The sequence below is a fragment of the Haloarcula litorea genome, assembly GCF_029338195.1.
Classification (GTDB): domain Archaea; phylum Halobacteriota; class Halobacteria; order Halobacteriales; family Haloarculaceae; genus Haloarcula; species Haloarcula litorea.
In genome coordinates this window covers 3,046,302-3,072,474 of record NZ_CP119779.1, presented here as the reverse complement: position 1 = coordinate 3,072,474, position 26,173 = coordinate 3,046,302, and the positions used below count along the sequence as shown (strand labels likewise).

33 protein-coding genes are annotated in these 26,173 nt (G+C 69.7%); 19 read left to right on the top strand and 14 right to left on the bottom strand.

Going from position 1 to position 26,173, the window contains the following annotated elements; translation table 11 throughout:
* Positions 1-85: 85 nt before the first annotated feature.
* The 5 genes from P0592_RS16425 to P0592_RS16405 all read left to right on the top strand — a co-directional run bounded on the left by P0592_RS16425 (position 86) and on the right by P0592_RS16405 (position 2,953).
* Positions 86-313, top strand: a complete 228-nt coding sequence (locus P0592_RS16425) for a DUF7525 family protein (RefSeq protein ID WP_276271992.1) — start codon at positions 86-88, stop codon at positions 311-313.
* A 48-nt stretch (positions 314-361) separates the two neighbouring features.
* Positions 362-586 (top strand): DUF7123 family protein, encoded by a 225-nt coding sequence (locus P0592_RS16420; RefSeq protein WP_276271991.1) that lies wholly within the window; start codon positions 362-364, stop codon positions 584-586.
* A 38-nt stretch (positions 587-624) separates the two neighbouring features.
* The gene (locus P0592_RS16415) at positions 625-1,056 is read left to right on the top strand and encodes an SRPBCC family protein (RefSeq protein ID WP_276271990.1); all 432 of its coding nucleotides are present in this window, start codon (positions 625-627) and stop codon (positions 1,054-1,056) included.
* A complete protein-coding gene (locus P0592_RS16410; protein ID WP_276271989.1) occupies positions 1,053-1,865 on the top strand; it encodes a carbon-nitrogen family hydrolase in 813 nt (270 codons plus the stop codon). Before P0592_RS16415 ends, P0592_RS16410 begins: the two co-directional genes overlap by 4 nt.
* A gap of 80 nt (positions 1,866-1,945) precedes the next feature.
* Positions 1,946-2,953, top strand: coding sequence for a DUF4349 domain-containing protein (locus tag P0592_RS16405; RefSeq protein WP_276271988.1), 1,008 nt, complete (start codon positions 1,946-1,948; stop codon positions 2,951-2,953).
* Positions 2,954-3,127: 174 nt separating this feature from the next.
* On the opposite strand, the gene P0592_RS16400 is transcribed toward P0592_RS16405, so the two are convergent.
* Together P0592_RS16400 and P0592_RS16395 are read right to left on the bottom strand one after the other, a co-directional pair.
* Positions 3,128-4,663 carry an aldehyde dehydrogenase family protein gene (locus P0592_RS16400; protein WP_276271987.1) on the bottom strand — a complete coding sequence of 512 codons (1,536 nt, stop codon included), beginning with the start codon at positions 4,661-4,663 and terminating at the stop codon, positions 3,128-3,130.
* Positions 4,664-4,737: 74 nt separating this feature from the next.
* Positions 4,738-6,864 (bottom strand): CDC48 family AAA ATPase, encoded by a 2,127-nt coding sequence (locus tag P0592_RS16395; protein ID WP_276271986.1) that lies wholly within the window; start codon positions 6,862-6,864, stop codon positions 4,738-4,740.
* Between the two features lie 85 nt (positions 6,865-6,949).
* On the opposite strand from P0592_RS16395, the gene P0592_RS16390 reads away from it, so the two are divergent.
* Both P0592_RS16390 and P0592_RS16385 read left to right on the top strand, forming a co-directional pair.
* Positions 6,950-7,084 (top strand): DUF7128 family protein, encoded by a 135-nt coding sequence (locus tag P0592_RS16390; RefSeq protein ID WP_276271985.1) that lies wholly within the window; start codon positions 6,950-6,952, stop codon positions 7,082-7,084.
* Positions 7,085-7,180: 96 nt separating this feature from the next.
* Complete coding sequence (locus P0592_RS16385; protein WP_276271984.1) at positions 7,181-7,609, top strand: hypothetical protein; 429 nt, start codon at positions 7,181-7,183, stop codon at positions 7,607-7,609.
* Positions 7,610-7,733: 124 nt separating this feature from the next.
* Here the strand turns inward: P0592_RS16385 and P0592_RS16380 are convergent, their stop codons facing one another.
* The gene (locus P0592_RS16380; protein WP_276271983.1) at positions 7,734-8,192 is read right to left on the bottom strand and encodes a DUF5796 family protein; all 459 of its coding nucleotides are present in this window, start codon (positions 8,190-8,192) and stop codon (positions 7,734-7,736) included.
* Between the two features lie 100 nt (positions 8,193-8,292).
* On the opposite strand from P0592_RS16380, the gene P0592_RS16375 reads away from it, so the two are divergent.
* From P0592_RS16375 to P0592_RS16355, 5 genes are all read left to right on the top strand, one after another.
* The gene (locus P0592_RS16375; RefSeq protein ID WP_276271982.1) at positions 8,293-9,171 is read left to right on the top strand and encodes a shikimate kinase; all 879 of its coding nucleotides are present in this window, start codon (positions 8,293-8,295) and stop codon (positions 9,169-9,171) included.
* A complete protein-coding gene (locus P0592_RS16370; protein ID WP_276271981.1) occupies positions 9,168-9,461 on the top strand; it encodes a chorismate mutase in 294 nt (97 codons plus the stop codon). Before P0592_RS16375 ends, P0592_RS16370 begins: the two co-directional genes overlap by 4 nt.
* Before the next feature lie 200 nt (positions 9,462-9,661).
* Positions 9,662-9,892: a hypothetical protein gene (locus P0592_RS16365; RefSeq protein ID WP_276271980.1), complete on the top strand. Its 231-nt coding sequence runs from the start codon at positions 9,662-9,664 to the stop codon at positions 9,890-9,892.
* Positions 9,893-9,899: 7 nt separating this feature from the next.
* On the top strand, positions 9,900-10,316 hold the full coding sequence (locus P0592_RS16360) for a PIN domain-containing protein (RefSeq protein WP_276271979.1): 417 nt from the start codon (positions 9,900-9,902) through the stop codon (positions 10,314-10,316).
* A gap of 220 nt (positions 10,317-10,536) precedes the next feature.
* The gene (locus tag P0592_RS16355; protein ID WP_276271978.1) at positions 10,537-10,740 is read left to right on the top strand and encodes a heavy-metal-associated domain-containing protein; all 204 of its coding nucleotides are present in this window, start codon (positions 10,537-10,539) and stop codon (positions 10,738-10,740) included.
* Position 10,741: 1 nt separating this feature from the next.
* Here the strand turns inward: P0592_RS16355 and P0592_RS16350 are convergent, their stop codons facing one another.
* Together P0592_RS16350 and P0592_RS16345 are read right to left on the bottom strand one after the other, a co-directional pair.
* Positions 10,742-11,122, bottom strand: a complete 381-nt coding sequence (locus P0592_RS16350) for a hypothetical protein (protein WP_276271977.1) — start codon at positions 11,120-11,122, stop codon at positions 10,742-10,744.
* The gene (locus tag P0592_RS16345) at positions 11,119-11,751 is read right to left on the bottom strand and encodes a hypothetical protein (RefSeq protein WP_276271976.1); all 633 of its coding nucleotides are present in this window, start codon (positions 11,749-11,751) and stop codon (positions 11,119-11,121) included. Before P0592_RS16345 ends, P0592_RS16350 begins: the two co-directional genes overlap by 4 nt.
* 83 nt (positions 11,752-11,834) lie before the next feature.
* Here P0592_RS16345 and P0592_RS16340 point away from each other — a divergent pair, with 83 nt between their 5' ends.
* Entirely contained in the window at positions 11,835-12,725 is an 891-nt protein-coding gene (locus P0592_RS16340) for a universal stress protein (protein ID WP_276271975.1), read from the top strand.
* Between the two features lie 9 nt (positions 12,726-12,734).
* Here the strand turns inward: P0592_RS16340 and P0592_RS16335 are convergent, their stop codons facing one another.
* The 3 genes from P0592_RS16335 to tpiA all read right to left on the bottom strand — a co-directional run bounded on the left by P0592_RS16335 (position 12,735) and on the right by tpiA (position 14,484).
* Positions 12,735-13,415 (bottom strand): carbonic anhydrase, encoded by a 681-nt coding sequence (locus P0592_RS16335; protein ID WP_276271974.1) that lies wholly within the window; start codon positions 13,413-13,415, stop codon positions 12,735-12,737.
* 108 nt (positions 13,416-13,523) lie between these two features.
* Positions 13,524-13,706 (bottom strand): hypothetical protein, encoded by a 183-nt coding sequence (locus tag P0592_RS16330; RefSeq protein WP_276271973.1) that lies wholly within the window; start codon positions 13,704-13,706, stop codon positions 13,524-13,526.
* A gap of 130 nt (positions 13,707-13,836) precedes the next feature.
* The gene (gene tpiA / locus P0592_RS16325) at positions 13,837-14,484 is read right to left on the bottom strand and encodes a triose-phosphate isomerase (RefSeq protein ID WP_276271972.1); all 648 of its coding nucleotides are present in this window, start codon (positions 14,482-14,484) and stop codon (positions 13,837-13,839) included.
* Between the two features lie 109 nt (positions 14,485-14,593).
* On the opposite strand from tpiA, the gene P0592_RS16320 reads away from it, so the two are divergent.
* A complete protein-coding gene (locus P0592_RS16320; RefSeq protein WP_276271971.1) occupies positions 14,594-15,151 on the top strand; it encodes a response regulator in 558 nt (185 codons plus the stop codon).
* On the opposite strand, the gene P0592_RS16315 is transcribed toward P0592_RS16320, so the two are convergent.
* The 4 genes from P0592_RS16315 to hisC are packed head-to-tail and all read right to left on the bottom strand — an operon-like array spanning position 15,148 to position 17,901.
* Entirely contained in the window at positions 15,148-15,669 is a 522-nt protein-coding gene (locus P0592_RS16315; protein ID WP_276271970.1) for a multiprotein bridging factor aMBF1, read from the bottom strand. The genes P0592_RS16320 and P0592_RS16315 overlap by 4 nt on opposite strands.
* A 44-nt stretch (positions 15,670-15,713) precedes the next feature.
* Positions 15,714-16,319 (bottom strand): CDP-alcohol phosphatidyltransferase family protein, encoded by a 606-nt coding sequence (locus P0592_RS16310; protein WP_276271969.1) that lies wholly within the window; start codon positions 16,317-16,319, stop codon positions 15,714-15,716.
* Positions 16,316-16,822: an adenylate kinase family protein gene (locus P0592_RS16305; protein WP_276271968.1), complete on the bottom strand. Its 507-nt coding sequence runs from the start codon at positions 16,820-16,822 to the stop codon at positions 16,316-16,318. Before P0592_RS16305 ends, P0592_RS16310 begins: the two co-directional genes overlap by 4 nt.
* Positions 16,819-17,901: a histidinol-phosphate transaminase gene (hisC, locus tag P0592_RS16300; RefSeq protein ID WP_276271967.1), complete on the bottom strand. Its 1,083-nt coding sequence runs from the start codon at positions 17,899-17,901 to the stop codon at positions 16,819-16,821. The genes P0592_RS16305 and hisC overlap by 4 nt, the downstream gene beginning before the upstream one ends.
* A gap of 111 nt (positions 17,902-18,012) precedes the next feature.
* Here hisC and P0592_RS16295 point away from each other — a divergent pair, with 111 nt between their 5' ends.
* The 3 genes from P0592_RS16295 to P0592_RS16285 all read left to right on the top strand — a co-directional run bounded on the left by P0592_RS16295 (position 18,013) and on the right by P0592_RS16285 (position 21,278).
* The gene (locus P0592_RS16295) at positions 18,013-18,711 is read left to right on the top strand and encodes a chemotaxis protein CheC (RefSeq protein ID WP_276271966.1); all 699 of its coding nucleotides are present in this window, start codon (positions 18,013-18,015) and stop codon (positions 18,709-18,711) included.
* Positions 18,712-18,766: 55 nt separating this feature from the next.
* Positions 18,767-19,228 (top strand): transporter, encoded by a 462-nt coding sequence (locus P0592_RS16290; protein WP_276271965.1) that lies wholly within the window; start codon positions 18,767-18,769, stop codon positions 19,226-19,228.
* A 100-nt stretch (positions 19,229-19,328) separates the two neighbouring features.
* Entirely contained in the window at positions 19,329-21,278 is a 1,950-nt protein-coding gene (locus P0592_RS16285) for a methyl-accepting chemotaxis protein (RefSeq protein ID WP_276271964.1), read from the top strand.
* 3 nt (positions 21,279-21,281) lie between these two features.
* On the opposite strand, the gene P0592_RS16280 is transcribed toward P0592_RS16285, so the two are convergent.
* On the bottom strand, positions 21,282-22,913 hold the full coding sequence (locus P0592_RS16280; protein ID WP_276271963.1) for a GMC family oxidoreductase: 1,632 nt from the start codon (positions 22,911-22,913) through the stop codon (positions 21,282-21,284).
* A gap of 108 nt (positions 22,914-23,021) precedes the next feature.
* Positions 23,022-23,795, bottom strand: coding sequence for a fumarylacetoacetate hydrolase family protein (locus P0592_RS16275; RefSeq protein ID WP_276271962.1), 774 nt, complete (start codon positions 23,793-23,795; stop codon positions 23,022-23,024).
* A 163-nt stretch (positions 23,796-23,958) separates the two neighbouring features.
* On the opposite strand from P0592_RS16275, the gene P0592_RS16270 reads away from it, so the two are divergent.
* Positions 23,959-24,687 carry a prephenate dehydrogenase/arogenate dehydrogenase family protein gene (locus P0592_RS16270; protein WP_276271961.1) on the top strand — a complete coding sequence of 243 codons (729 nt, stop codon included), beginning with the start codon at positions 23,959-23,961 and terminating at the stop codon, positions 24,685-24,687.
* Positions 24,684-26,102, top strand: a complete 1,419-nt coding sequence (locus P0592_RS16265; protein ID WP_276271960.1) for a small ribosomal subunit Rsm22 family protein — start codon at positions 24,684-24,686, stop codon at positions 26,100-26,102. Before P0592_RS16270 ends, P0592_RS16265 begins: the two co-directional genes overlap by 4 nt.
* The last annotated feature ends 71 nt before the right edge of the window (positions 26,103-26,173 follow it).

Genomic DNA, 26,173 nt, shown 5'->3' with positions numbered 1-26,173 from the left:
AGTATGTGGTAAATGCCCTGTGGCTCGGCCGAGGGCGGCGAGCCAGCCCGAATGAACTAAGTGCGCGACTCCGATAGATCGGGGTATGGCTACGGAGTCGCACACCGATATGGGGCTCGGACTGGGACTGCTGTTCGGGCTCGTCGCCGTCGCCGGTGCCGCCGTGACCGGGATCACGAGCTACACCTACGCGATACGGCACGCACAGGAACTGGAGACGACGGGCCTGCTCGCCAACAGCGGGATCGCGTTCGGCGTCGCCGTCTTCGGCGCGTGTCTCGCGATCGTCGCCGTCCACGCCTACGACGCCTGAGGCGCGCGCAAGACGAACCGTTAATAACACAGAACACGTAGCTCGGATATGGGCGAGTTCAGTGAGGAGGACCGGCGCATCCTGGAGTTCCTCCGCGACCAGGTGTCCCGTGGGGAGAGCTACTTCCGCGCGAAGAACATCGCCTCCCAGATCGGCCTCTCGTCGAAGCAGGTCGGTGCCCGACTCCCCCGACTCGCCGAGGAGGCCGACGAGGTGGAGATCGAGAAGTGGGGCCGCGCTCGGTCGACGACCTGGCGCGTGACCACCAGCTAGTCGGTGGATTCATTCGAGCGGGGACCCCAACCACTGGTATGACTGTACGGGTCGAGCGGACGATGACCGTGTCGGCACCGCCCGAGCGAGTCTGGGAGTTCATCGCCGACCCCGACAACCGCGCCCGTCCCATCAGCGTCGTCGAGGACTGGGAGACGAACGACGACCACGAGGGGACCTGGCAGCTCTCGCTGCCCATCCCCATCGTCGACCGGACCATCACCGTCGAGACCAGAGACGTCGAGCGCCGGGAGCCGGAGTACGTCCGGTTCGTCGGCCGGTCGAAGGTGATGCAGGTCCAGGGGGAACACGAACTCGAACCGACCGATGGCGGCGGGACTCGACTGGTCAACCGCTTCGTCGTCGACGGGAAGCTCCCCGGCGTCGAGCGGTTCTTCAAGCGGAACCTCGACGACGAGATGGACAACCTCGAAGCAGCTCTCCGGGATCACCTCGAAGTCGAAGCATGAGGCTCTCGCTCGCACAGATCGAGGTCCGGCCCGCCGACGTGGCGGGCAACGTCGACCGGGCCGTCGACGCCGTCGAGCGGGCGAGCGCCGACGGGGCGGACCTCGTCGTCCTCCCGGAGCTGTTCACCGTCGGCTACTTCGCGTTCGAGAGCTACGCGCGCAACGCCGAGCCGCTGGACGGCGAGTCGCTGACCGGTCTGCGGGAGACGGCCGCCGCCGAGGGCGTGGGCGTGCTCGCCGGCAGTATCGTCGAGGACCTGGCCGCCAGCGCCGACGCGGGCGAGCCGGTCCCGGCCGAGGACGGCCTGGCCAACACCGCGGTGTTCTTCGACCGCGACGGCGAGCGCCGGGCGGTCTACCGCAAACACCACCTGTTCGGCTACGGCTCCGCCGAGTCCGAGCTCCTCGTGCCGGGCGAGCGCGTCCCCACCGTCGAGTTCGAAGGGTTCACGATCGGGATCACCACCTGCTACGACCTTCGCTTCCCGGAGCTGTACCGCGGTCTGGTCGACCGCGGGGTGACGCTGGCGCTCGTGCCCAGCGCGTGGCCCTACCCCCGCGTCGAGCACTGGCGGCTGTTCCCGCGGACGCGGGCGGTCGAGAACCTCCTCTACGTCGCCGCGGCCAACGGCGTCGGGACGTTCGAGGACGACGAACTGCTGGGCCGGTCGACGGTGTACGATCCCTGGGGGACGGCGCTGGCCAGCTCGGGCGACGAACCGGCGCTGGTGACGGCCGAAGTCGACCCCGCCCGGGTCGCCTCGGTCCGCGAGGAGTTCCCCGCGCTGGAGGACCGTCGAACCCGATAAGTTCAGCCGCTCTTTCACACAAAAATCGTTTTGAGCGTCCGTCGCGGCTATACCATCGCGTCCGAAATCGACTGGTGTTCATGTCCACCACGACCAGAGTCCTGGCGGTCGCGACGTTGCTGTTGCTGGCTGGGTGTGCCGGGATGGGAAGCAACGCGGGCGGTGGCGGCGACGGCGCACAGTTGTCGGCCGGCGCGGCCGACGGCGGCGGGGCGCGACAGCAGTCGGCCGATCAGGCGGGTGACGGCGGGGACGGGGGCGGCACGGCCCAGGCCGACGTCGCCGCACAGCAGCGGTCGATCATCAAGCGGGGTCACATGGTCGTCGAAGTCGAGAACTTCTCGGACAGCCGGGCCGCGCTGGCGGGGCAGACGCGGCAGTACGGCGGCTTCGTCGCCGGGTCGAGCCAGCGGCTCCACCGCACCGGGAACACGACCTGGACCACCGGCTACGTCGTCCTCCGGGTGCCCAGCGAGGACTACGGCGAACTCCAGGACGACGTGGCCGACGAGGGCACCGTCCTGAGCGAGGAGACCGAGACCGAGGACGTGACCGACCAACTCGTCGACCTGGAGGCCCGCCTGGAGAACCTCCGGGAGCGCCGGAGCAGGCTCCGGACCTTCTACGAGGAGGCCAACGGGACCGAGGAACTGCTCCGGATCGAGGAGGAGCTCTCGGAGGTCCAGGGACAGATCGAGCGACTGCAGGCCCAGAAACGCTCGCTCGAACGGAAGGTGGCGTACTCGACGCTGCGCGTGGAGCTTCGGGAACCGGACCCCGGACCCGATCAGATCCGCACCCAGTACCACGAGCAGTCGCTGACGGCGGTGTTCCTGGGCTCGGTCACCGACGTGTACATCTTCGGGCGGTCGGCGCTGGTGACGCTGGTCGCCGCCGCGCCGTGGCTCGGCGTGCTCGCCGTCCCGGCCTACGGGCTCCGGCGACTCCTCTCGGGTCGCTCGCTTCCGCTGGTCGGTAGCGACGGCGACGCCGAGGTGAACGACGCACAGGCGGAGGCGGCGACCGACGCCGACGCGGAGAGCGAGGACGCCGAGGTGGACGACGAGCCGGTCGACGGCGACACCTGACCGGGTCTTTTTTGTTCGTGGAACACTCACTGGTGACTACCGGCAGAGACGCTTTTCACGTCGACGCCGGTGACACAGCCCGTCTCGCTGCTCGGCCACACGGCGTCGCTCGTCCGCCGGAGGCTGTCCGGACAGCCTCCCACCACCTCGGCCCGCCTCTCGCCTTTCGGCGACTCAGTCGTCGCCGGTCTTGATGTCCGCAGAGAGCCCCTGGGCCATCTCGATGTCGCGACTGTTGTTGAGCGTCCACGCTGTCCGCTCCGTCACCGCCTCGATGACCTCGCGGGCGTGGGGCGGGCCGCTGCCGGACTGCTTGACGCCGCCGAACGGCAGTTGGACCTCGGCCCCGATACACGGGAGGTTCGCGTAGGCCAGGCCCAGTTCGGCGTGGTCGCGGTAGTAGTTCAGCTCCCGGTAGTCGTCGGAGACGATCGCGCCCGCGAGGCCGTAGTCCGTGTCGTTCTGGATCTCGACGGCGCGCTCGACGTCGCCCTCGTACTCGACCAGCGCGACGTGTGGCCCGAACACCTCCTCGTAGAACGGCGCGAGGTCGGTGTCGGCGTCGACCTCGTAGACGAACGGGCCGACCCAGTAGCCGTCGTCGGCCCCGTCGGGGATCTCCTCGGCGTCGAGGTCCTCCCGGTCGACCAGGACCGTCGCGTCGTCGGACCCCCGGACCATCTCGTTGTAGCGGCCGAACTTCTCGACCTGGTCGGCGTCGGCCAGCGGCCCCATAAACGTCTCCTCGGAGAGCGGGTCCCCGACCGCGACGCGTTCGGCGAGGTCGACGAACTCCGACTTGAACTCCTCGTAGACGTCCGTGTGGACGATCAGCCGCTCGGAGGAGACGCACCGCTGGCCGGTCGTCTTGAAGCTCGACATCACCGCCGAGTGGAGGGCAATATCCATATCGGCCTCGCCCGTGACGACGACGCTGTTCTTCCCGCCCATCTCACAGCAGGCGTTCCGGCCGGGGCGGCCGCCGATCTTCTCGTCGACGCGGTGGCCGACCTCGGCGCTGCCGGTGAACAGCACCGTGTCGACTCGGTCGTCCTCGACGACGGCGTTGCCGGCGTCGCCGTACCCCTGCACGAGGTTGAACACGCCGTCGGGGATCCCGGCGTCCGCGAACATCTCCGCGACGATCTGCCCGCACCACGGCGTCTGCTCGGCGGGCTTCCAGACGACGGTGTTGCCCTCGACCAGCGAGATCGCCATGTGCCAGTAGGGGATGGCCACCGGGAAGTTCCAGGGCGTGATACAGCCGACGACGCCGCTGGGGCTGCGCCGCATGTAGGCGTCCTTGCTTGCCACCTCGGAGGGGACCACGTCGCCGTGTGGCCGGCGGGCGTTGCTCGCCGCGAGTTCGACCATGTGGTAGGCCTCGACCACGTCGGCCCGCCCCTCGGAGATCTCCTTGCCGCACTCGCGGGTGACGACCTCGCCGAGCTCGTCGGTCCGATCGCGGAGCTCGTGGTAGACGTCCCAGAGGTACTCCGCGCGGTCGATGTACGAGAGGGCCTGCCACTCCTCCTGTGCCGCCTCGGCGGCCGAGACCGCCCGCTGTACGTCCTCGGGTGTGCCGCGACTGACCGTGGCGAGGGTCTCGCCGGTCGCGGGGTCGACCGACTCGAACGTCGCCGTCCCGTCGCCGTCGGTCCACTCGCCGCCGATGTAGTGTCCGAACACGTCGGGCTGTTGGAGCGCCATAGTCGACGTTCGCCATCCACGGACAAAAGTCGTGCGTCACTCGGTACCAGAGGACCCCCCGCGCCCACCGACCGTCAGCGCTCGCGCTCCCGGCGGAGTGCGCGCTCGAACTGCTCGGCTCCGATGGTCACTTCGTCGGCCCGCTCGCTGGCCTCCTCGGGACCCATCTCGTCGGCGGCCTCGCGGATGGCCAGCATCGACGCCTCGCGGACCACGGCCTCGATCTCCGCCCCCGAGAGGCCCTCCGTCTCCGCCGCGAGCGCGTCGAGGTCGACGTCGTCGTCGAGGGGCTTGCCCTCGCTGTGGACCGCGATGATCTCCGCGCGAGCGTCCTCGTCGGGGTCCGGCACCTCGACATGCTGTTCGAGGCGGCCCGGGCGCAACAAGGCGTCGTCGATGGCACCACGGCGGTTCGTCGCCGCCAGCACGATCACGTTCGGGTTCTCCGTGATCCCGTCCAGCTCCGCGAGCAGCTGGGAGACGACCCGCTCTGTCACCTCGTTGCCGCCCGCGCCGCGCTGGCCGGCGATGGCGTCGATCTCGTCGAGGAAGATGATGCTCGGCGCGGTCTGTCGGGCGCGCTCGAACAGCTCCCTGACGGCCTCCTCGCTCTCGCCGACGTAGCGGTCCATGATCTCGGGGCCGGCGACGTGGATGAAGTTCACGTCGCTCTCGCCGGCGACGGCCCGCGCCAGCAGCGTCTTCCCGGTCCCCGGGGGACCGTACAGCAGGATGCCGCTGGGTGGGTCGGTGTTCGTCGCCGCGAACAGGTCGCCGTAGGCCAGCGGCCACTCGATGCTCTCGGTCAGCGTCTGCTTGACCTCGCCGAGCCCGCCCACGTCGTCGAACGTGACCGTCGGCGACTCGGCGACGTACTCCCGCATCGCGCTGGGTTCGACCGTCGCCAGCGCCGTGTCGAAGTCCGACCCGGCGACCTCGGCGTCCTCGCGGTCGGCCCGGAGCGCCGACATCGCCGCCTCCGTCGTCAGCGACGCCAGGTCCGCCCCGACGAAGCCGTGGGTCTGTGCGGCGAGCCGGTCCAGGTCCACGTCGTCGGCGATCGGCATGTCCCGCGTGTGGACGTCGAGGATCTCCCGCCGGCCGCCCTCGTCGGGGACCCCGATCTCGATCTCGCGATCGAAGCGACCGCCCCGGCGCAACGCGGGGTCGACGGCGTCGACGCGGTTGGTCGCGCCGATGACGACCACCCGGCCCCTGTCCTCGAGGCCGTCCATCAGCGTCAGGAGCTGGGCGACGACGCGGTTCTCCATGTCGGCGTCCTCGTCGCGGGACCCGGCGATGGAGTCGATCTCGTCGACGAACAGGATCGCCGGGGCGTTCCGCTCGGCCTCGTCGAACGCCTCCCGCAGGCGCTCCTCGCTCTCGCCCTTGTACTTCGACATGATCTCCGGCCCGGAGATGGTGTCGAAGTGGGCGTCGACCTCGTTGGCGACGGCGCGGGCGATGAGCGTCTTGCCGGTGCCCGGCGGGCCGAAGAGGAGGACGCCGCTGGGCGGGTCGATCCCCAGCCGGCGGAACTCCTCGGGCTCGGCCAGCGGCAGCTCGATCATCTCGCGGATGCGGTCCAGTTCCTCGTCCAGCCCGCCGATGTCCTCGTAGCTGACGCCGGTTTCGGTCTCGCCGGTCTGTGGGTTCGTCGAAACGCTGCCGCCGCCGGCAGCGCTCTCCGACCCCGTTCCCGACCCGCCCTCACGCCGCGGCCGGACGGTCACGTCGGTGTCGCTCGAGATCCGGACCGGGCCGTCGGGGTCGGTCGCCTCCACGAGGAACGTCCCCAGCCCGTCGATGTGGGTCCGCTCGCCGGGCTGGACGAGCTGGTCGACCAGCCGGGTCCGGACCAGGTGCTCGTAGTCCTCGGTGCCGGGCAGTTGCTCCGCCGGCCGGAGCGTCACCGACGCCGCCCCGTCGACCGAGCCCGCTCGCACCCGCACCGTGTCGCCGATGTTGACGCCCGCGTTGGCCCGCGTGTCCGAGTCGATGCGGACGACGCCGGGATCGTCGTCGCCCGGCCAGACCTTCACCACGGTCATCCGGTCGCCCTCGACGATGACCGGCGAGCCCGAGAGCACCCCCAGCTCGCTGCGGGCGGACTCGGGCAGGCGCGCGATGCCCCGCCCCGCGTCGCGCTTGTGCGCGCCCTCGACCGTCAGTTCGATCCCGTCGTCGCTGGCCCCGCTCATACCGCCCGCTAGCCGTCCGGCCCTCTTGAGGGTTCCCGTCCTGTCGCGGGAAAACAATATAGGCTCGGCCGTCCGACCGTCACGTATGGTGGTCACCACAGAGCGCGACGAGATGACCTGGTACAAGTGCGAGACCTGTGGCCTCATGTTCGACGACGAGAGCGACGCACGGCAGCACGAGTCCAACTGCGACGACGAGGACCCGTCGTACATCCAGTGACCCCGCGTTTCCGAGGCCGGTAGCCCGACGACGGAACCGCCGGGTCACTCGCACGGACAAAGCACTTGCCGGCAGCGCGCGCAGGCCCGCAGACGGATGCGCCGCCGCCGATTGCTCTCCACGACCGCCCTCCTCGCCGGCACCGCCGGCTGCCTCTCCGCCGTCACCGAGGACGGGACGACCCGCCTCGGCGACGTGGGGATCGTGAACCGGGACGACGAGCGCCACACGGTCGAGTTCCGGGTCCGCTGGGACGGCGAGACCGTCCACGAGCGGGCCTACGAGGTCGCCCCGGACGACCCGGACGACGACACCGCCCCCGGTGTCGAACCGGAGCGGACGTGGCCCGACACGCCGGGGCAGTTCACCGTCAGCGCCCGACTGTCGGGGGGCGACTGGCGGACGGTCGATCCCGCCGAGCTCGACTACCCCGCCTGTCTCGGCGTTCAGGTGAACGTGGACCCAAGCGGGCACCTCGCCGTCCTCCACACCACCAACGAGAACGTGTGCGACTCCGGGGAGTGATCCGAGGAGAGGGACTACTCCGTCGACGGGACGATCTCGTGGCTCCGCTCGCCCATCTGCCGACCACCTTTTTCAGCGTCGGGCCGCTGCGCGACCCGACTCGAAAAACGTGGGCGAAAACCGCTCACTCGCTCCGCTCGTTCGCGTCCGACTCCCCTTCCGGGACGATCTCGTGGCTCCGCTCGCCCATCTCGTCCTCCTCGAAGACGAACACGCGGCCGTCGGTCACGTCGAAGTCGACCTCGACCTCGACCCGCATCGCGTGGTCCCGGACCGTCACGCCGGGGAACAGTTCGTCCTCCTCGCCGTCGTCGAGGACGACCCGCCCGACCCCGGAGGACTCGATGATGTCGTCGTGGGTCCGCAGGTCGTTGACGTAGACCAGGATGCCGGAGGTCTCGGTCCCGTCGGTGATGAGGACGTGCGTGTCCTTGCCGGGGGCCGTCGTGACGCTCCCCTCGGCCTTCCGGGGGACGCCGCGGTAGAACGCGGTCCGGCCGTCGAGGTACTCGACGGCGACGCCGTCCTCGGTCAGTTCGACCGAGAGCGTGTCCGGGGCGATGTCCGAACGGTTGCTGCTCATACCCCCCGGTTCCGCCCGGCGGGCCAAAAGCGCCCCGCTGTCGGGCCGCGAGTGCCCGCGACCGCAGATGGTAAATAGTCACGGCCGGGAGACACGAGCGATGGAAGGTCAGGCAGTAGCACCCGCCGCCGGGACGGTCCTGAACGCGCTCGCGACCGGCCGCGGGTCGGCGTTCGCCATCGACGAGTACACGACCGCCACGGTGACGCTCTCGACCGACGAGGCAGGGTTCACCGGCGAGGTCGCGGAGGCCGAGGACGCCGACACCCGGCTCGTCGAGCGCTGCGTCGAGTACGTCGTCGACGCACACGGCGGCCCCGAGGTGGTCGGCCAGCCCCCGGTCGTCGGCGGGCACGTCCGGACCGAGAGCGAGGTGCCGATGGCCTCCGGGCTCAAGAGCTCCAGCGCCGCCGCGAACGCGACGGTGATGGCCACGCTGGACGCGCTGGACGCCACCGAGCGGATGACCCGCGAGGACATGGCCCGGTTGGGCGTGATGGCCGCCCGCGACGTGGGCGTCACCGTCACCGGTGCGTTCGACGACGCCTCGGCCTCGATGCTGGGCGGCGTCACCGTCACCGACAACGACAGCGACGACCTGTTGGCCCGCGACGAGGTGGACTGGGACGTGCTGGTGTGGACGCCGCCCGAGCAGTCGTTCTCGGCCGACGCCGACGTCGAGCGGTGCCGGCAGGTCGCGCCGATGGCCCGCCTCGTCGAGGACCTCGCGCTCGACGGCGACTACCAGCGCGCGATGACGGTCAACGGACTGGCGTTCTGTGCGGCGCTGGGCTTCGACAGCGACCCCATCGTCGAGACGATGCCGGAGGTCGGCGGCGTCTCCCTGTCGGGCACCGGCCCCTCCTTCACCGCCGTCGGGGACCGCGACGCCCTAGAGCGGGTCCGCGAGCGCTGGGACGACCGGCCCGGCGAGACGCTGCTGACCACGACACAGACGGAGGGCACACACACACCATGAGTCAGGAACCCAACCCCGAGGAGATGTCGCTGGACGAACTGCGCGACGAGATACGCACCATCGACCGCGAGATCGTCGAGAAGATCGCCCAGCGGACGTACGTGGCCGACACCATCGCCCAGGTCAAGGCGGAGCGGGGCCTGCCGACGACCGACGAGGAGCAGGAGCAGGCCGTGATGGAGCGGGCCGGCGAGAACGCCGAGCGGTTCGACGTCGACGCAAACCTCGTGAAGGCCACGTTCCGGCTGCTCATCGAACTGAACAAGGTCGAACAGCGCGAGAACCGGTAGCCGAAATCGGCCATCTCAGGGCGTTTCGGTCGGAACGATTCCGACAATCCTCTTCAGTTAGCTGCGCTATCTCTCACCGGTGGGGCAGCGAGAGTCGCTGATCGGCGACGCTGGTACCCGACCGCCCTGGAGTCCGCAGCACTTCTCGAACACCCATCGCACCGAAAGACACAGTATTCTGTGTACACGTAGTTTCCTGTATGCCCAGTATCACCGTCAACGTCGACGACGACCTCAAAGACCGGATGGAGGAACACCCGGAGATCAACTGGAGCGAGGTCACCCGACAGGCCATCCAGGAGAAAGTCGAGACCCTCGAGGTCATGGACGAACTCACGTCCGGTAGCGAACTCACCGAGAGCGACGTCGCCGATATCGCCGACAGAATCAACGAAGCCGGACGCGGACGCGTCGAGAAGCAGTCGGAGTAGTGCTTGTATGAAGCTGGTCGTCGACGCCAACGTCGTCATCTCCGCGCTCATCGCCGACTCGAAGACCCGCGAACTCATCGTGACGCTCGAACCGGATCTCCTGACACCCGAGTTCGTCCACGACGACATAGAGAACTACACGGAGTTAATCGTCGAGAAGTCCGGGATGAGTCCAGAGCGAGTCGGACAGTTCATCGACCTTCTGTTCCAGTATATCGAGGTCGTCCCAGCCGGCAAGTTTCATCCATATATCGAGGAGGCCGAGGCGGCCATCGGCGAGACTGATCCCGGTGACGTGCTGTACGTCGCGTGTGCCCTTGCCAATGATGCGGGTATCTGGAGCGACGACAGCGACTTCCGTGAACAAGCCGTCGTCGAGACCTATTCGACGACCGACGTGGTTGACTCGTTCGACACACGCTAATCGACCGAGAGACCGATTGGAGGCCAGCAGGTTTGTTTATTAATGTTATTTACTGAAGGGTGCTGTCGCCCGTATTCGACAGGGTGAGATTGTTACCGGGCGTCATTTTAGCGAGACTGCAAATGGATTTTATCGACTTGAACAAGGTCGAGCAGCGCGAGAGTCGGTGACCGACCGACGCCCCCAAACCGTTTTTCGGCCGAGCCCCTCACAACCGAGTATGTCCCAGCGATCGTTCACCGTCACCGGGATGTCCTGCACCGGCTGCGAGGAGAAGGTCGAGGACGCATTACGCGCCATCGACGGGGTGAGTCGGGTCGAGGCCGACCACGAGACCGACAGCGTCGAGGTGACAGCGGAGGGTACGGACGACACGGACCTCCACACGGCCATCGAGGACGCCGGCTACTCGGTCGCGCCGTAGGTCAGGTGATCCACGTCAGGCGTATCCAGGCCCCGAGCAGCAGTCCGTAGACGACGTGGAAAGCGACCAGTGCGCGGAGGGGCGGCCAGCCCGATCCGTCGGACCGTGTCGCCCGAACGGCTGCGGTCAGTGCGAGGAGCAGCGCGCTCCAACCGACGGCGACCGCCAGCGCCTCGCCCCGCGTGGGCGGGACTCCGAGGAGGCCGAGGACGAACAGTTCCAGCGCCACCAGCACCGCGCCCGCGACCGCGCCGTACCCGCCCGCGCCCGCGACGGTCCGGGCCCGGGACGACCGGCTCGCCGGCCCGACCCACACCGCGACCGCACTGGCGAGCAGCCCCGCGGCCAGCCCGCCGAGCAGACCGTTGACGAGCGTCGTCATCGCGGTTCGAGTTCGACCGACAGTTCGTCGACGTAGTGGGTCGCGTCGCCCTCCCAGATGACGGCTGTCCCCACCGCGACGTACAGCGTCTCCGAGGAGAGTTCGGGTGTCGTCCACTCGAACGTGTACTCGCGCCACCCGTCGGCGAGCCACAGCGGCTCGCGAAGTCCGCCGTAGGGCGTCTGTCCCAGCGCGGTCGTGTTCACACCCGGCTGCGGGAACTCCTCTTCCGTCTCGGGCCGCTCGGGACCCAGACGCATCACGGCGTCCCGGAGCGTGTTGAACGACTCCGACTCGCTCCAGAGCTGTGCGGACACGGTGGCGGTGTAGGGCTGCCCGGCCTCGACCGACACTGGATGGACGGCCCACGAGACACCGTCGTCGTAGTCCCCCTCGTTCCAGATGCGGAGCGACCGATCGCCGGCGGCGGCCTGCTCGCCGGAGACCCCCACCTCCCACTCGAACTCGGCGAGGTCTACCTCCGGCCCGATGGCGGCGTCGGTCGCCCAGTCGCCCATCCCGTCCTCGAACCCCTCGCGGAACGCCGGGTCGCCGCCGTCGCCGAGACACCCACAGACGGCGGCCGTCCCCAGTGCGAGGCCGGTACGGATCGCGTCGCGTCGGTTCATACAGACATTTCAAACAGGCTGTATATAATCCCTCGCCGGGAACGGTGACGCGATTTATGTCACTCGTCGGTGAAGCGTCCCGTATGTACGACACGATACTCGTCCCGACCGACGGCAGCGAGCACGCGGTCCGGGCCGCCGAACACGGCGCGTACCTCGCGGACCTGTTCGACGCGACGGTCCACGTCGTCAGCGTCGTCGCCGTCAGCGACGCCGCCGGACCGTTCAGCGCCGGCGGCGTCGACGAGGCGTTCGTCGAGCGCCTGGAATCGGCCGGTCTGGAAGCCATCGAGGCAGTCGAGGATCTCTTGGGAGACGTCGTCACGGAGACGGCGACGGTCCGTGGCTCGCCGGGCGAGGCGATCCTGGACTACGTCGACGACCACGGCGTCGACCTCGTGGCGATGGGGACCCACGGACGGACCGGCGTCCGCCGGTACGTGGCCGGAAGCGTCGCCGAACACGTCGTCAGACACGCAGACGTACCGGTCTTGACGGGACGCGTCACGGACGCGAGCGTCCTGGACGACGGCTACGACGAGGTGTTGCTCCCGACCGACGGGAGCGAGGCGGCCGACGCGGCCGTCGACCACGCCGTCGCCGTCGCGGCGGCCGCCGGGGCGCGCCTCCACGCGGTCAGCGTGATCAATCTGGACGACGTCGTCGCGAGCCCCGACTACACGATGCCGACGGGACTCCTCGACCAGCTCCAGTCGGAGGCCGAGGAGGCGACCGGGGAGATCGTCGATCGGGCGCGCGAGGCCGGAGCCGACGCGGTCGCCGAGGTCAGACAGGGCTACCCGACCCGGGACCTCCTCGAGTACGCCGAGGACAACGAGGTGGATCTGGTCGCGATGGGGACACAGGGAAGGACCGGGCTCCGCCGCGTGCTCCTCGGGAGCACGACGGAGCGGCTGATCCGCCGCTCGGAGGTCCCCGTCCTCGCGGTCAGGGCGAACCGAGAGGACGCCTGAGGACCGCCGTCAGTACTCCCAGAGCCGATGGACGCGGTCCGCGATGTCGGGGTACTCGTCGCGGAGCGTCTCGACGCTCGTCTCGCCGTCGACGTTGACGACGTGGACCTCGCCGCGCCGCCCGCCGTAGACGTCCTGGAAGTCGTAGACGACGCCGACGACGTCGACGCCGGTGGGCACGTCGGGGCTCTCTCGGAGGTGCCGGACCTGTCCGTCTACGTTGCACTCGACCAGTCGGTTGATCGCGCCGGCCCGGTCGAGGTCGTCGGGCAGCGCCTCGACGCCCTCCTCGAGGAGCGGCTTCAGGAGGTCGATACAGTGTTCGATCCCCCGGCGGTCCGAGAGCCCGCCCGTGAGGGCGTCGTAGGTGGCGGTCACTGCCCCACACCCGGTGTGTCCCATCACGACGGCCGTCTCGGTGCCGGTGTGGACGAGCGGGTACAGCACGTCGCCGGAGACGAACACCTCCCCGTCGGCGCGCTGGACGACGCGGTTCCCGATGTTGCCACAGGTGAAGACGTGGCCCGGCTCGTCGTTGTCGAAGGCGTGATCCTGCAGGACCCGCGAGTCCGAACAGCAGACGGTGACGGCGTCGGGTGCCTGCCCGTCCTGGACCTCGTCGAACCGCCCGTCGAACGCGTCGGCGTGGGTCCTGTTTCCCCCCAGTAGATCGATGAGTGTTTCGTTCATGTCTGCTCAGGCGGACGCAACTACCATATTCGTTCTCGATTCGCCACGGTTCGGTCTCGGAACCACGCCGGTCGTGGGACGACGGGGCTTCCCGTCGGAGCCGTCGGACTACGCCGCACTGGCGAACCGGTAGGTGTCGTAGCCGGCCACGGCGGCCACGATCACGCTCACGGCGACACCGGCGAGCCCGACGACCAGTCCCAACTGCCAGTAGGCCAACACCCCACCGCCGAGGAGCGCGCCGGCGATCAGGAACGACGCGACGAGGCGGGCGATCCGGACGGCGTCCATACCAGGAGTGACACGACCCGTCAGCAAAGTTCTTCGGGGCCGGCCCGGCGGTGGCCCGTTCGTGAGTCGTGGCCGTCGGTGTCGCGGCCGTTCCGCACCACCGCCGACCGGGGCCCGCCGCGAGCGTCACCTACGCGAGCGGTTCGACGAGGTCCTCCAGGGCCGCCCGCGGATCGTCGGCCTTCGCCACGCCGCTGGCGAGCAGGACGCCGCTCGCGCCGAGATCGCTGGCGGCCACGATGTCGTCGCCGGTCGAGATGCCGGCCCCACAGAGCACGTCCACGTCGCCGCTGACGCGGGCGGCGGCGTCGACGGCCCCCGTCACCACGTCGGGGTCGGCCTGGCTGACCGGCGTGCCGGTCCCGATGAGTTCCGGCGGTTCGACGGCCACCGCGTCCGGGCCCAGCGCCGCTGCGGCCCCGATCTGGTCGGGGTTGTTCGCACAGACGATCGTCTCCAGGTCGGCACGGTCGGCGGCGTCTAGTGACGCGTCGATGTCGGCCAGTTTCAGGCGGTTCTCGGAGTGGTTGAGCAGCGTCCCCTCCGCCCCGGCGTCGGCGGCGGCCTCGGCGAGCGTGCTGCCGGTGTGGCTGCCGTGCTTGACGGGGCTGACGTGCTGGGCCCACGTCTCGACGCCGGTCTCGGCGACGGCCGAGAGGTGTGCTGCCTGCGGTGCGACGGCGACGCGGACGTCCGCGTCGTCTGCCACGTCCGCGGCGGCGGTCGCGACTTCGACGGGATCACACGGGTACGCCTTGAGGTTGACCAGAACGAACATACACGTCACGGCGGCGGGCACGGTCAAATAGGTTGCGCGCCAACAGTTGACAGTCCCGGAGAGAGTGACTGTTAAGACGGTGGGTGGGATACGGACGATAGACCGACCCGTGACACCAGGCGCGGACCAAGCCACCGTACTCGTCGTCGAGGACGAACAGCACCTCGCGGACCTCTACGCGGACTACCTCGCGGACGACTACGAGGTCCGGACCGCCTACGGCGGCGCGGACGGCGTCGAGTCCCTCGCCGAGGACGTGGACGTGGTGCTGTTGGACCGTCGGATGCCGGTCGTCTCCGGCAACGAGGTGCTGGCCGAGATCGAGGACCGCGGCCTCTCCTGCCGAGTCGCGATGGTGACCGCGGTCGATCCCGACTTCGACATCCTCGACATGGGCGTCGACGACTACCTCGTCAAGCCGGTCACCCGAGCGGAGCTGCTCGACGTCGTCGACCGGCTCCGGCAGATCACGACGTACAACGAACAGCTCCAGCGGCTCACCACCCGGAAGCTGAAGCGCAACGTCCTCCAGGTCGAGAAGCCCCGGTCGGAACTCCAGGACAGCGAGCGCTACCGGGAACTCCAGCGCGAGATCGAGGAGATCGAGCAACGTGTCGACGCCCTCGCCGCCGAACTCGACGTCGACGAACGGGACCTCCGGCTCTAGTCTTTCCGCTCGACGACGTCGCCCAGCGTGTACTCGCCGCTGGAACTGCCGCCGGACCACTCGGTCTCGTCCGTGCTGCCGCCCGCGCTCAGGTCGATACCGAGCGCGCGTTCGAGCTTCTCGCGCACGTCGTCGCTGGGCAGCGAGTTCCCGCGTTCGAGCTTTCGGATGAGGCTGGCCTTCTCGTTGAGCTGGTTCGCCAGGTCCTCCTGGCTCAGCCCCTTCGACTCGCGGGCCTGCCGGATCCGGTCGTCGTAGTCCTGTGCGATCTCGTCCATCTCGTCGAACATGTCCCGGCGGCGACCCGACCCCCCGGACGACGAGGACGAGGACGACGAGGAGGACGACCCGCTCGAACCGCTGGAGGTCGAGTACTTCGTCGACGTCGAAGAGGACTCCTCGGTCTTGACTTCGGTCCCGAAGTCGGTGCAGTCGTCGCAGACGTCGAGTTCCGCGCCCTCGACCTTCACGCGGTTGGGCGAGGAGACGTCCTTCCCGCACATTTCGCACTGAACCATACGCGGCGATTGGAGAGGCCGCGGTATAAATGGTGCGCTGGTGGTCACAGCGCCCGCATCGAGTGGTAGAACCGCTGTGCGGCGGTGAGGTGGCCGACGGCGGCGAAGACGACCAGCAGCCAGCCGACAGGCGACAGACTCAGCAGGGTCGGACGGACGAACGCCGCGACGCCGGTGGTCAGCCCGACCAGTGCGAGACGGTCGGCCCGGCCCAGCAGGCCGCCGTAGACCCGGTCGAGACCGACCGCCTGGGCCTGGGTCCCCAGGTAGGAGGTCATCAGGACGCCGGTGACCGCGGCGATGCCGAGCGCGAACTGGCCGACGCCCGCCGCCAGGCCGACGATGATGGCGATGTCGGCGTAGCGGTCCAGCACGTGGTCGAGCAGGTCGCCGGCCTCGGAGGCCACGTCGAGTTCGCGGGCGAGCGCCCCGTCGACGACGTCGAGCCAGCCGTTCAGGAAGACGAGCACGGCACCGAGCAGGTACAACAGCGGGTCCCGCGCGGCGACGGCGTAGACGCCGCCGGCGGCCACGGCCAGCAGGAAGGCCAGCACGCTGACGCCGTTGGGCGAGAGGCCGACGGCCTTGGCCGCGGCGACGAACGGCTCCAGCGCCCGGTCGGCCAGCGAGCGGTAGCGGTCCAGCGTCATAGCCAGTCGATGTAGTCGACGGTCCCGGCCGACGGGTCCCGCTCGCCGGCGACGACGGCGTCGATCGCCGCCGCGACCTCGTCGGGGGAGCGGTCGGTCGTGTCGACCTCGTAGACGCTGTCCGTCCCGTGTCGGTCGACGGCCTCCGAGAGGACCACGTCCAGCGCCTCGGACTCCGCATTTTCGTAGGCCTTCGCGTCCTCGTCGCCCCGCTCGCGCAGTCGCTCGACGACGGCGTCGGGGTGGGCTCGCAGGACCGCCACGCGGTCGGCGTCGAAGTGGTGTGCGAGGTGGGACTCGAAGACCACGTCGTCGCGGCCGTCGAGCCACTCCGCCACGGCGTCGAGGTCGGCGACGACGCTCCCGCGCTCCTCGTCGACGCCGGTCGACAGGTCCTCGGCCGCGATCACGTCGTTCAGGTGGAGCACGTCGAGGTCGCCCTCCAGCAGGTCGGTCGCCGTCGTCTTGCCCGTCCCCGGTGTGCCCGTGACGGCGACCCTCACGCTTCGGCCACCTCCAGGACGTCGTTCAGGACCGAGATCGCGTGGCGGGTGTCCTCGCGGGTCCCGCAGGTGATCCGGATACACTCCGGGAGACCGAACGAGGAGCAGTCGCGGACGATGACGCCGCGCTCCCGTGCCGCGTTCGCGACGGCCGCGGCGTCGCCGACCTCGGCCAGCACGAAGTTGCCGGCGCTCTCCCAGGTCGGCGCGGCGAGTTCGTCGGCGATGTAGTCGCGCGCCCACGCGGCCGTCTCGACGGACTTCTCGACGTGCTCGTCGTCGTCCAGGGCGGCCAGTCCGGCCCGGCAGGCCAGTTCGCTCGCCGAGAAGGGCGTGTTCACGCGGGCGTAGGCGTCGGCCCACGCCTCGGGGACCAGCGCGTACCCCAGGCGGACGCCGGCCAGGCCGTATGCCTTCGAGAACGTCCGGAGGAGCGCCACGTCGTCGCGCTCGGAGAGCAGCGGGCGCTTGCTGGGCGTGTCCGTGAACTCCTCGTAGGCCTCGTCGACCAGGACGAGCGTCTCCTCGTCGGTCTCCGCGGCGATCTCGCGGACCGCGTCGGTCGAGAACTCCTTGCCGGTGGGGTTGTTCGGACTGGTGAGGTAGACGATCCGCTCGCCGTCGTAGTCCGCCAGCACGGTGTCGGCGGTCTGGGCGAAATCGTCGGCCTTCGAGAGCGTGAACTCCGCGACCTCGCCGTGGTGGTAGCGCGCGCTCATCGCGTAGTAGGCGAACCCCGGCGTGGGGACGAGCACCCGGTCGCCCGGTTCGAGCATCGCCCGCGCCAGGCAGTCGAGCGCGCCGTCGCCGCCGTTGCCGAGCCACACCTGCTCGGACGACACGTCCCACTCCTCGGCGAGCCGGTCCGCGAGATCGGCGTGGGAGGCCTTGGGGTAGGAGTGCATCCGCTCGGCCGACGCCCGGATCGCGTCGACCGCCGCCGGACTGGGACCGTACATGTTCTCGTTCGACGCCAGTTTCACCATCTCGTCGGGGTCCAGCCCGACCTCTCGGGCGACCTCCTCGATACCTCGTCCCGCTCGATAGACCGTGTGCGCGGAGAGGTCCCGTGGGTTCATAGGCGTGCCAAGCGGGGCGGGCGGCTTAAGCGTGCTCACCTCCGGACAGCCGTCGTGTGCTGGTCCCACACACCGAAAGGGATAACAGCCGACGACGCGACCAGCCGGCGTATGCCGCTTCTCATCGACGTCCGGAAGCTCTCCCTCATCACGGAGCTCATCGAGGAGGGGGCCGAAGCGGTGGCGGGGTCGCTGACGACGCTGGCGGGCGTCGAGGCCACCGTCGACATCAAGAGCCTCTCGTTCGTCCAGCCCGGCGACATCCCGACCGAGATGGGCGGCGGGGAGGTCTACAGCGCCCGCGTCCGCCTCACCGAGCCGCCGTACGGCGTCTTCCTGATGACATTCTCGCCCGCGACCGCCGCCGAGATCGCGGCGCTGATGACGGGGTCCGCCGTCGACGGCGAGTTCACGCAGCTACAGGAGTCGGCCGTCCAGGAGATGTGTAACATCCTCACCTCGGGGTTCATCGACGGTATCGCCGACACGCTGGAGACGACGATCGACATGGCGACGCCCACCGTCGAGCAGGCGGCGGCGACGGACGTCGCCGACGACGCCCTCTCGCACGTCCGGCGGGACTCCCTGACCATCGTCCTCGACTCGCTGGTCGACGTGGAAGACACCGACGCGGCGTTCTCCCTGCGCATCTTCCTCGTTCCGGACCCCGGTTCGTTCGTCCACCTCATCGACCAGCTGGACCGCGACGTCGAGACGGGCGAGCCGACGCGGGACCGAGCGGGCGAGGTCCGGGAACTCGATATGTCCGGCGAGGTCGAGACCTTCGAGGACGCGTTCGGGGACGGGTAGGCGACGCGCCTGCCGACTCCGCGACGTTCAAGACGCTGCCGGCTAAGGCCCGACCATGAGCGCAGTCGACGCCGCGATCTACGGGATCCACCTCCTGTTCGCCGGCCTCTGGTCGGGCAGTGTGATGTTCGTCGCCTACGCCGTCCTCCCGACGGCGATGGACGGGGACGCCAACGCCGCCCCGCTGTCGACGGTGACGGGGAAGCTCACCACCGTCTCGCGGGCCAGCGCCCTCCTCCTGTTGCTGACCGGCGGCCACCTCGCGGCGACGAAGTACACGGCCGGGTCGCTGTTCGGGACGACGCGGGGCTACCTCGTCGTCGCGATGGTCGTCCTCTGGTTCCTGCTCGCGGGGCTGGTCGAGGTCGGAGCCTCGAAGCTCTCCGACGGCTTCGCCCAGCAGAAGGTCCGCGAACCCGCGCGTGAGGCTCGCCCGTTCCTGCTCGGTGCGGCCGTCGTCGCCGGCCTGTTGCTGCTCGACGCCGGCGCGATTCTGGGACTCTTCTACACGGCTTGAACGGCGGGAACACGGGCAACTGTTAGAGATAGCGAACTTCGGTTACAGGATGTGATACTCGGGGGAGAACCGTTTTTAGGAGTTACTGCGCTTCTCGTGTATGGGCCAAGCAACGACCAGTCGGACCGGGTCTGGTCTTGTCGAGATTCTGAACAGCAAGCTCCGGGAGTTCGTCCGGTACATCCCCGCGGGCGATACGATCCCCGAGGAGACGTGGCGGAGCCGTCACCGGATCATCATCGGGAGCGTCCTGGCTCACGTCCCGTTCCTGCTCGTGCTTGGCCTCTACGACGGGACGGAGACGCTGGTGACGGGCGCGACGATCCCCGAGACGCCGCTGTGGCTGATCGGGCTCGAACTGGGGGTCCTGCTGGCGTTCTCGGCCGCGGCGAGCGTCCCACAGCTCTCGCGTCGTGTGCGGACGGCGCTGGCCTCGACCGGCCTGCTGGCCTCCTCCGTCGTCCTGGTCCAGTTCTCGGGCGGGTACATCGAGGCCCACTTCCACTTCTTCGTCGCGATGGCGGTCGTCGCCGTCTACGAGGACTGGGCTCCGTTCGCCCTGGGGATCGGCTACGTCGTGTTCACCCACGGCGTCTTCGGGATGATAAACCCCGAGCGGGTGTACAACCACGCGGCGGCGATCAACAACCCCTGGGTCTGGGGGCTCATCCACGGCCTGTTCGTCACCGGCCTCGCGTCGGCGCTGATGGCACACTGGTACTCGACCGAGCGCTCCCGCGAGGAGGTCCGGCAGCGGCTCGAACAGGTCCAGTCACAGACGGAGGAGATCGAGAACCTCGAGGCGCGCCGCGAGGAGATCGAACGGGAGAAGGCCGAGGCCCAGCAGCTCAAGGCCGAGGCCGAAGCCGAGAAGGCGGAGGTCGAAGAGCTGGTCGCGCACCTGGAGGAGAAGGCGGACGACTACAGCGCGGCGATGGCCCGCGCCGCGGACGGGGACTTCACGGTCAGGCTCGACCCCGACAGCGAGAGCGAAGCGATGACACAGATCGCCGAGTCGTGCAACGAGATGCTGGACGAGACCGCCGAGGCGATGGGGGCGATCGACGACTTCGCCGAGACCGTCGCCACGGCGAGCGAGGAGGCCAACGCGGGGACTGCGGAGGCCAAACAGGCCAGCACCGAGGTCAGCGAGGCCATCCAGGAGATCGCCGCCGGCGCGGACGAACAGCGGGAGATGCTCGAACGGGTCTCCGGTGAGATGACGGACCTGTCGGCGACGGTCGAGGAGGTGGCAGCCTCCGCCGAGACCGTCGCTCAGCGGTCCCACGAGACGACCGAGATCGCCGCCGACGGCGAGGCGACCGCCGAGGCGGCCATCGAGGACGCCCGCGACGTCCAGCAGGCCATCGACGCCACCGTCGACCACGTCGAGGCCCTCGACGACCAGATGGCGGAGATCGGCGAGATCGTCGGCCTCATCGGCGAGATCGCCGAGCAGACGAATATGCTGGCGCTGAACGCCAACATCGAGGCGGCCCGGGCGGGCGACGGCGGTGGCGGCGAGGGGTTCGCCGTCGTCGCCGACGAGGTCAAGCAACTGGCCGAGGAGACCCGCGACTCCGCCTCTGAGATCGAGGAGCTGATCGCCGAGACCCAAGCGCAGACGGAGGCGACCGTCGCCGAGGTCCGCGACGCCGAGGGGTACATCGAGGAGAGCGTCGACGGCGTCGAGGAGGTCGTGTCGGCCTTCGGCGAGGTCAGGACGAACGCCGAGGAGACCGACGCCGGCATCCAGGAGATCCGCGACGCGACGGACGACCAGGCCGCCAGCACGGAGGAGACGGTGTCGATGATCGAGGAGGCGGCCGACATCAGTCGCTCCACCGCCGAGGAGACCGAACGCGCGTCCGCCGCCGCCGAGGAGCAGGCGGCCTCGGTCTCGCAGATCAGCCGCAACGCGGAGCAACTGGACGAACAGGTCGGCCGCCTCGAAGCGATGATCGAGAAGTTCGACACCGGCGCGGCGGGCGGTGCCGGCACGGCGGGGGCCGACCGGCAGCACCTCGCGGACGGCGGGCGGTCCGAGTGACCCTCAGAGGCGCTCGTCGACGTGGTCGGCGCACTTCAACGCCAGTGCGGCGATCGTCAGGGTCGGGTTCAGCGACCCCGCAGTGACGAACACCGACGAGGAGGCGATCGAGAGGTTCCCCACGTCGTGGGTCCGCAGCTCTGGATCGACGACGCTCTCGTCGGGGTCGGTCCCCATCCGCGTCGTCCCCATGTGGTGGTAGGCGGGGCCAGTGTTCTCGGGGCCGACGGTCCAGTCGACGTCCGCGCCCAGTTCCGCCAGCACGGCGTGTTGGATCTCGTTGGCGCGGGACATCGTACGACCGAGGCGTTCGCCCCACGACCACTTGATGTCGGGTACGGGGTTGCCGTGGTCGTCGGTCGTCGAGGTGTCCAGCGTCACTCGGTTCTCCTTTCGCGGCGGCTGGCCGACCAGACCGCCCATCGCGATCCGGTTACCGTAGGCCTCGCGCAGGTCGCCGAGCAGGTCGTCGCCCCACCGCTCGGCGGACAGCGCCAGTTCGACGGGCGAGGGGCCGGCGTAGTTCAGGAACTCCAGCTTGATCGGGGAGAGCGCGGCGTCGCTGGCCGGCACGACCGTCTCGCCGTCGTCGACCCGCTCGACGGCCTGTCCGGGGTCGTCGTAGAACTGGTGGCACTCGCTGGTGATGAAGCCGACGTGGTTCTGCCGCGTGCGCCGGCCGAGGCTCCCGCCTGCGCCGGCGAACAGGTGGTCCATGAAGTAGTGTCCCACCAGCCCAGAAGAGTTCGCGAGCCCGTCGGGGTGGGCCTCTGAGCGCGACAGCAGGAGGAGCCGCGGGATCTCGACGCCGCCGGCGGCGAGGACGAACTCCCGAGCGGTCTGTCGGTGTTCCTCGCCGTCGGGGGTCGCGTACACGGCCGCGGTCGCCCGCCCCTGGCCGTCGGTCTCGACCCGCTGGACCGGGACCCGGTCGATCACGCGAGCGCCCGCCGCCTCGGCGTCCTCGATCGTCGCGCTGGCGTCGTACTTCGCGCCCGACGGGCAGACCGGCTGACAGGTGCCGTAGCCGACACAGGCGCTGCGGTCGTCGTACCCCTCCGAGTTGCGGGCGTTGGGGACCGAGTGCATCGTGATGCCGAGTTCCTCACAGGCGTCGGCGAACAGCGAGTCGCTGTAGGACGGCGGGAACCCAGGCATCGGGAACGGCTCCTCGCGCGCCGGGGCGAAGGGGTTGTCGTCGTCGCCGGCCACTCCGAGGGCGCGCTCGGCCTCGGCGTAGTACGGCCGGAGGTCGTCGTAGCCGATGGGCCAGGCCGGATCGTCGTTGTCGTGGCCCCCGTCGAAGTCCGACGGGTGGTACCGCATCACCATCCCCTGCCAGTGCAGCGTCGTCCCCCCGACGCCTTTCACGCGGGCGACGTTCAGCGGATAGTACCGGTCGCCGCTGGCGCTGTAGGCGTCGCGCGGCCCGCCCATCCCCCAGACCGAGCCCTCGTGGGCCGGCCGGATGGACTCCTCCATCCGCCGCTGCCGGCTCTCGAAGTCGAACCGCGGCCCCGCCTCCAGAACCACGACGTCGCGGCCGTCGCCGGCGAGGCGACTGGCGACGAGCGCCCCCGCCGGCCCCGCGCCGACGACGCAGACGTCGGCCCGCTCGCTCGGCGTTCGGTCCATCTCGCCGGTGTTTTGGCAAGCCTAAACTTATGGGTTGTCATCCGTCGCGAGACGGTCCCGCCGGTGGTCGGCGAGAACGGAGAGGCGGAAAGGAACGAACGGCCGATCTCAGGGGATCTTGACGGAGTGTTTCAGCGTGCCGACGCCCTCGACCTCGATCTCGACCTCGTCGCCGTCCTCGAGCGGGCCGACGCCCTCCGGCGTCCCGGTGGCGATGACGTCGCCCGGTTCGAGAGTCATGTACTCGGTGATCTCCGCGATGAGCTCCTCGACGGAGAAGATGAGGTGCTCGATGGACGAGGACTGCCTGACCTCGCCGTTGACGCGGGACTCGATGTGGGCGTCGTCCGGGACGTGTTCCGGCGTCGCGACCAGCGGCCCGATGGGACAGGCGTTGTCGAAGGCCTTGCCCCGGACCCAGTTCTGCTCGACGTTCTGGTCGTCGCGGTTGGAGATGTCGTTGACGCAGGTGTAGCCGGCGACGACGTCCATCGCCCCGGACTCGCTGACGTTGCGGCACTGCTCGCCGATGACGACGCCCAGTTCCGCCTCGAAGTCGATGCGCTCCTTGCCCGCGGGCAGGGTGAGCCGCTTGCCGTGGGAGGCGACGGCGTTCGGTGCCTTCAGGAACAGCATCGGCCGGTCCGGGAGCTCCTCGTCCATCTCCTCGGCGTGTTCGGCGTAGTTCCGCCCGATGCAGACGATCTTGGTCGGCTCACACGGCGGGAGGATGTCCACCTCGTCCGGGTCGTACGTCTCGTCGCCGAACGCGATGCGGCCGTACGGGCCGGCGGCGGCAGTGACGACCGGTTCGCCGTCCTCGACGGTCCAGCGGCCGCCACGGACGTTCCCGGCGGTGTCCCGGAATCGAACGCGCTTCATACCCCGGACGACTCGGGGACGACGGATAAGCGTTTAGGACGGGCCGAGACGTTCTCCTCTCCGGGATACGACGGAGAGCTATCGACGCTTCGTCGTCCGTTGAACTCGGGGCGGACGCGGCTGACCGAACGGCTTTTGAGCGGTGCCGGGCTACGCTCGGCGCATGAACGTCCTCGTCGTCGGTGCCGGGTCGATGGGACAGTGGTTCGCGCGGACGGTACGGGACCACGCCGAGGTGTCGGTCGCGTTCGCCGACACCGACGCCGAGGCCGCTACCGCCGCCGCCGAGGCGGTGGGGGGCCGGGCCGTCTCGACGGCGACCGAAGAGCGGTTCGACGCCGTCTGCGTCGCCGTCCCGATGCCGGTCGCCGAGGCGGCCATCGAGTCGTACGCCGACCGCGCGACGGCGCTCCTCGACGTGACCGGAGTGATGACCGAACCGCTCGCGGCGATGCGGGAGCACGCCCCCGACAGCCAGCGTGCGAGCCTCCACCCGCTCTTCGCCCCAGACAACGCCCCGGGGAACGTCGCGGTCGTGACCGACGCCGACGGGCAGGTGGTCGAGACCCTGCTTGGCGCGCTGGCGGCGGCCGGCAACCGGACCTTCGAGACGACCGCCCAGGAACACGACGCGGCGATGGAGACGGTCCAGGCGGCCGCCCACGCCGCGGTCCTGGCCTACGGCCTCGCGGCCGCCGACGTGTCCGAGCGGTTCCACACGCCGGTCTCCGGGGCACTGGCAGATCTCGTCGAGCAGGTCCGGGGCGGCGACGCCCGCGTGTACGCCGACATCCAGGCGACCTTCGACGGGGCCGACCGGGTCGCCGACGCCGCCGCCCGCATCGCCGACGCCGACCGCGCGGAGTTCACCGACCTCTACGACTCGCTATGAACGACGAGACACGACAGGGCGTCCGAGAGAACGCCCAGTACCTCCAGCACGTCCGCCCGATCGACCCCGAGGAGATCCACGAGTACGTCGCGGGCGACCCCCATCCGGCGGTCGTCCGGCAGGTCCTCCGCGAGGAGGCGCTGGACCTGGGCCTCGTCGAGCGGGACGACGGGACGTTCGTCCCCGCGCCGGAGTCCCCCGTCTCGACCCCCTTCCACGGCGTCGAGCGGTTCCCCGAGGAACACGAGGAGCGCGTCGAGGACCTGCTGGTCGACGCCTACGGCCACCAGTGGGCGCGGGGCGACAGCGGCGACCGCCTCCGCGAGCGGGTCCGGGACGTGAAGGAGCGCTACCTCCAGCGCGAGGACGTGACCTACGACGAGCTGACCGCCCACGGCTACGCCGTCTACCACCTGCCGGACTACTACGCCGCCGCCCAGTACGTCCTCGCGGACCTCGCGGCCGCCGGCCTGCTCCCCTCGCGCCTCCGCGTCTTGGACGTCGGTGCGGGCGTCGGCGGGCCGGCGCTTGGCCTGTTCGACCTCGTGCCCGACGACGCGCTGGTGGACTACCACGCCGTCGAGCCCAGCGCCGCCGCCGACGTGCTCGAACGCCTCGTCGATGACGCCGGGCCGAACGTCCACCCGACCGTCCACCGCGAGCGGATCGAGGCGTTCGACCTCGACGCGGCGGTCGCCGACGACGGTCAGTTCGACCTGATCCTGTTCGGGAGCGTCCTGAACGAACTCGCGGACCCCGAAGCGGTCCTCGAACGGGCGCTCGGCGCGCTGGCCGACGACGGCAGCGTCGTCGCGCTCGAACCGGCCGACCGAAACACGGCGACGGGGCTGCGCGAGATCGAGCGGGCCGTCGCCGACGGCGGCCCCGCGACGGTGTACGCGCCGACGGTGCGGCTCTGGCCCCACCGTGCCCCCGAGAGCGAGTCGTGGTCGTTCGACCGCAAGCCCGATCTGGCGGTGCCGGAGACCCAGCGCCGACTCGACGACGCCGGCGGCGGCACCGGCGAGTTCGTCAACGTCGACGTCCAGTACGCATACACCGTCCTCCGGACCGACGGGCGGCGAGCGATCGACATCACGCCCGACCGGGGGAACCACGCGCCGCTGGGCGACGCCGAGTCGTTCGTCACCGACCGGGTGAACCTCCTCGCCGTGAAACTCAGCCACGACCTCTCGGAGGGGGACGCGAACCCGCTCTACCTGCTCGGCGACGGGAGCCAGTCGACGGACGTCTTCGCCGTCGTCACCGAGTCGTCGCTGCTGAACGAGGACCTGCGCGAGGCCGACTACGGCGACCTGCTGTCGCTGCGGAACGCGCTGGTCCTCTGGAACGACGACGAGGCGGCCTACAACGTCGTCGTCGACGGGGAGACCACGGTCGACCGCGCGCGGTGAGGACGCGGGTGTGAGGGCGTGGGCGCTGTCGCCGTAACGCGTAGGCTTTTGTCGCCGTCGTCCCGACACGG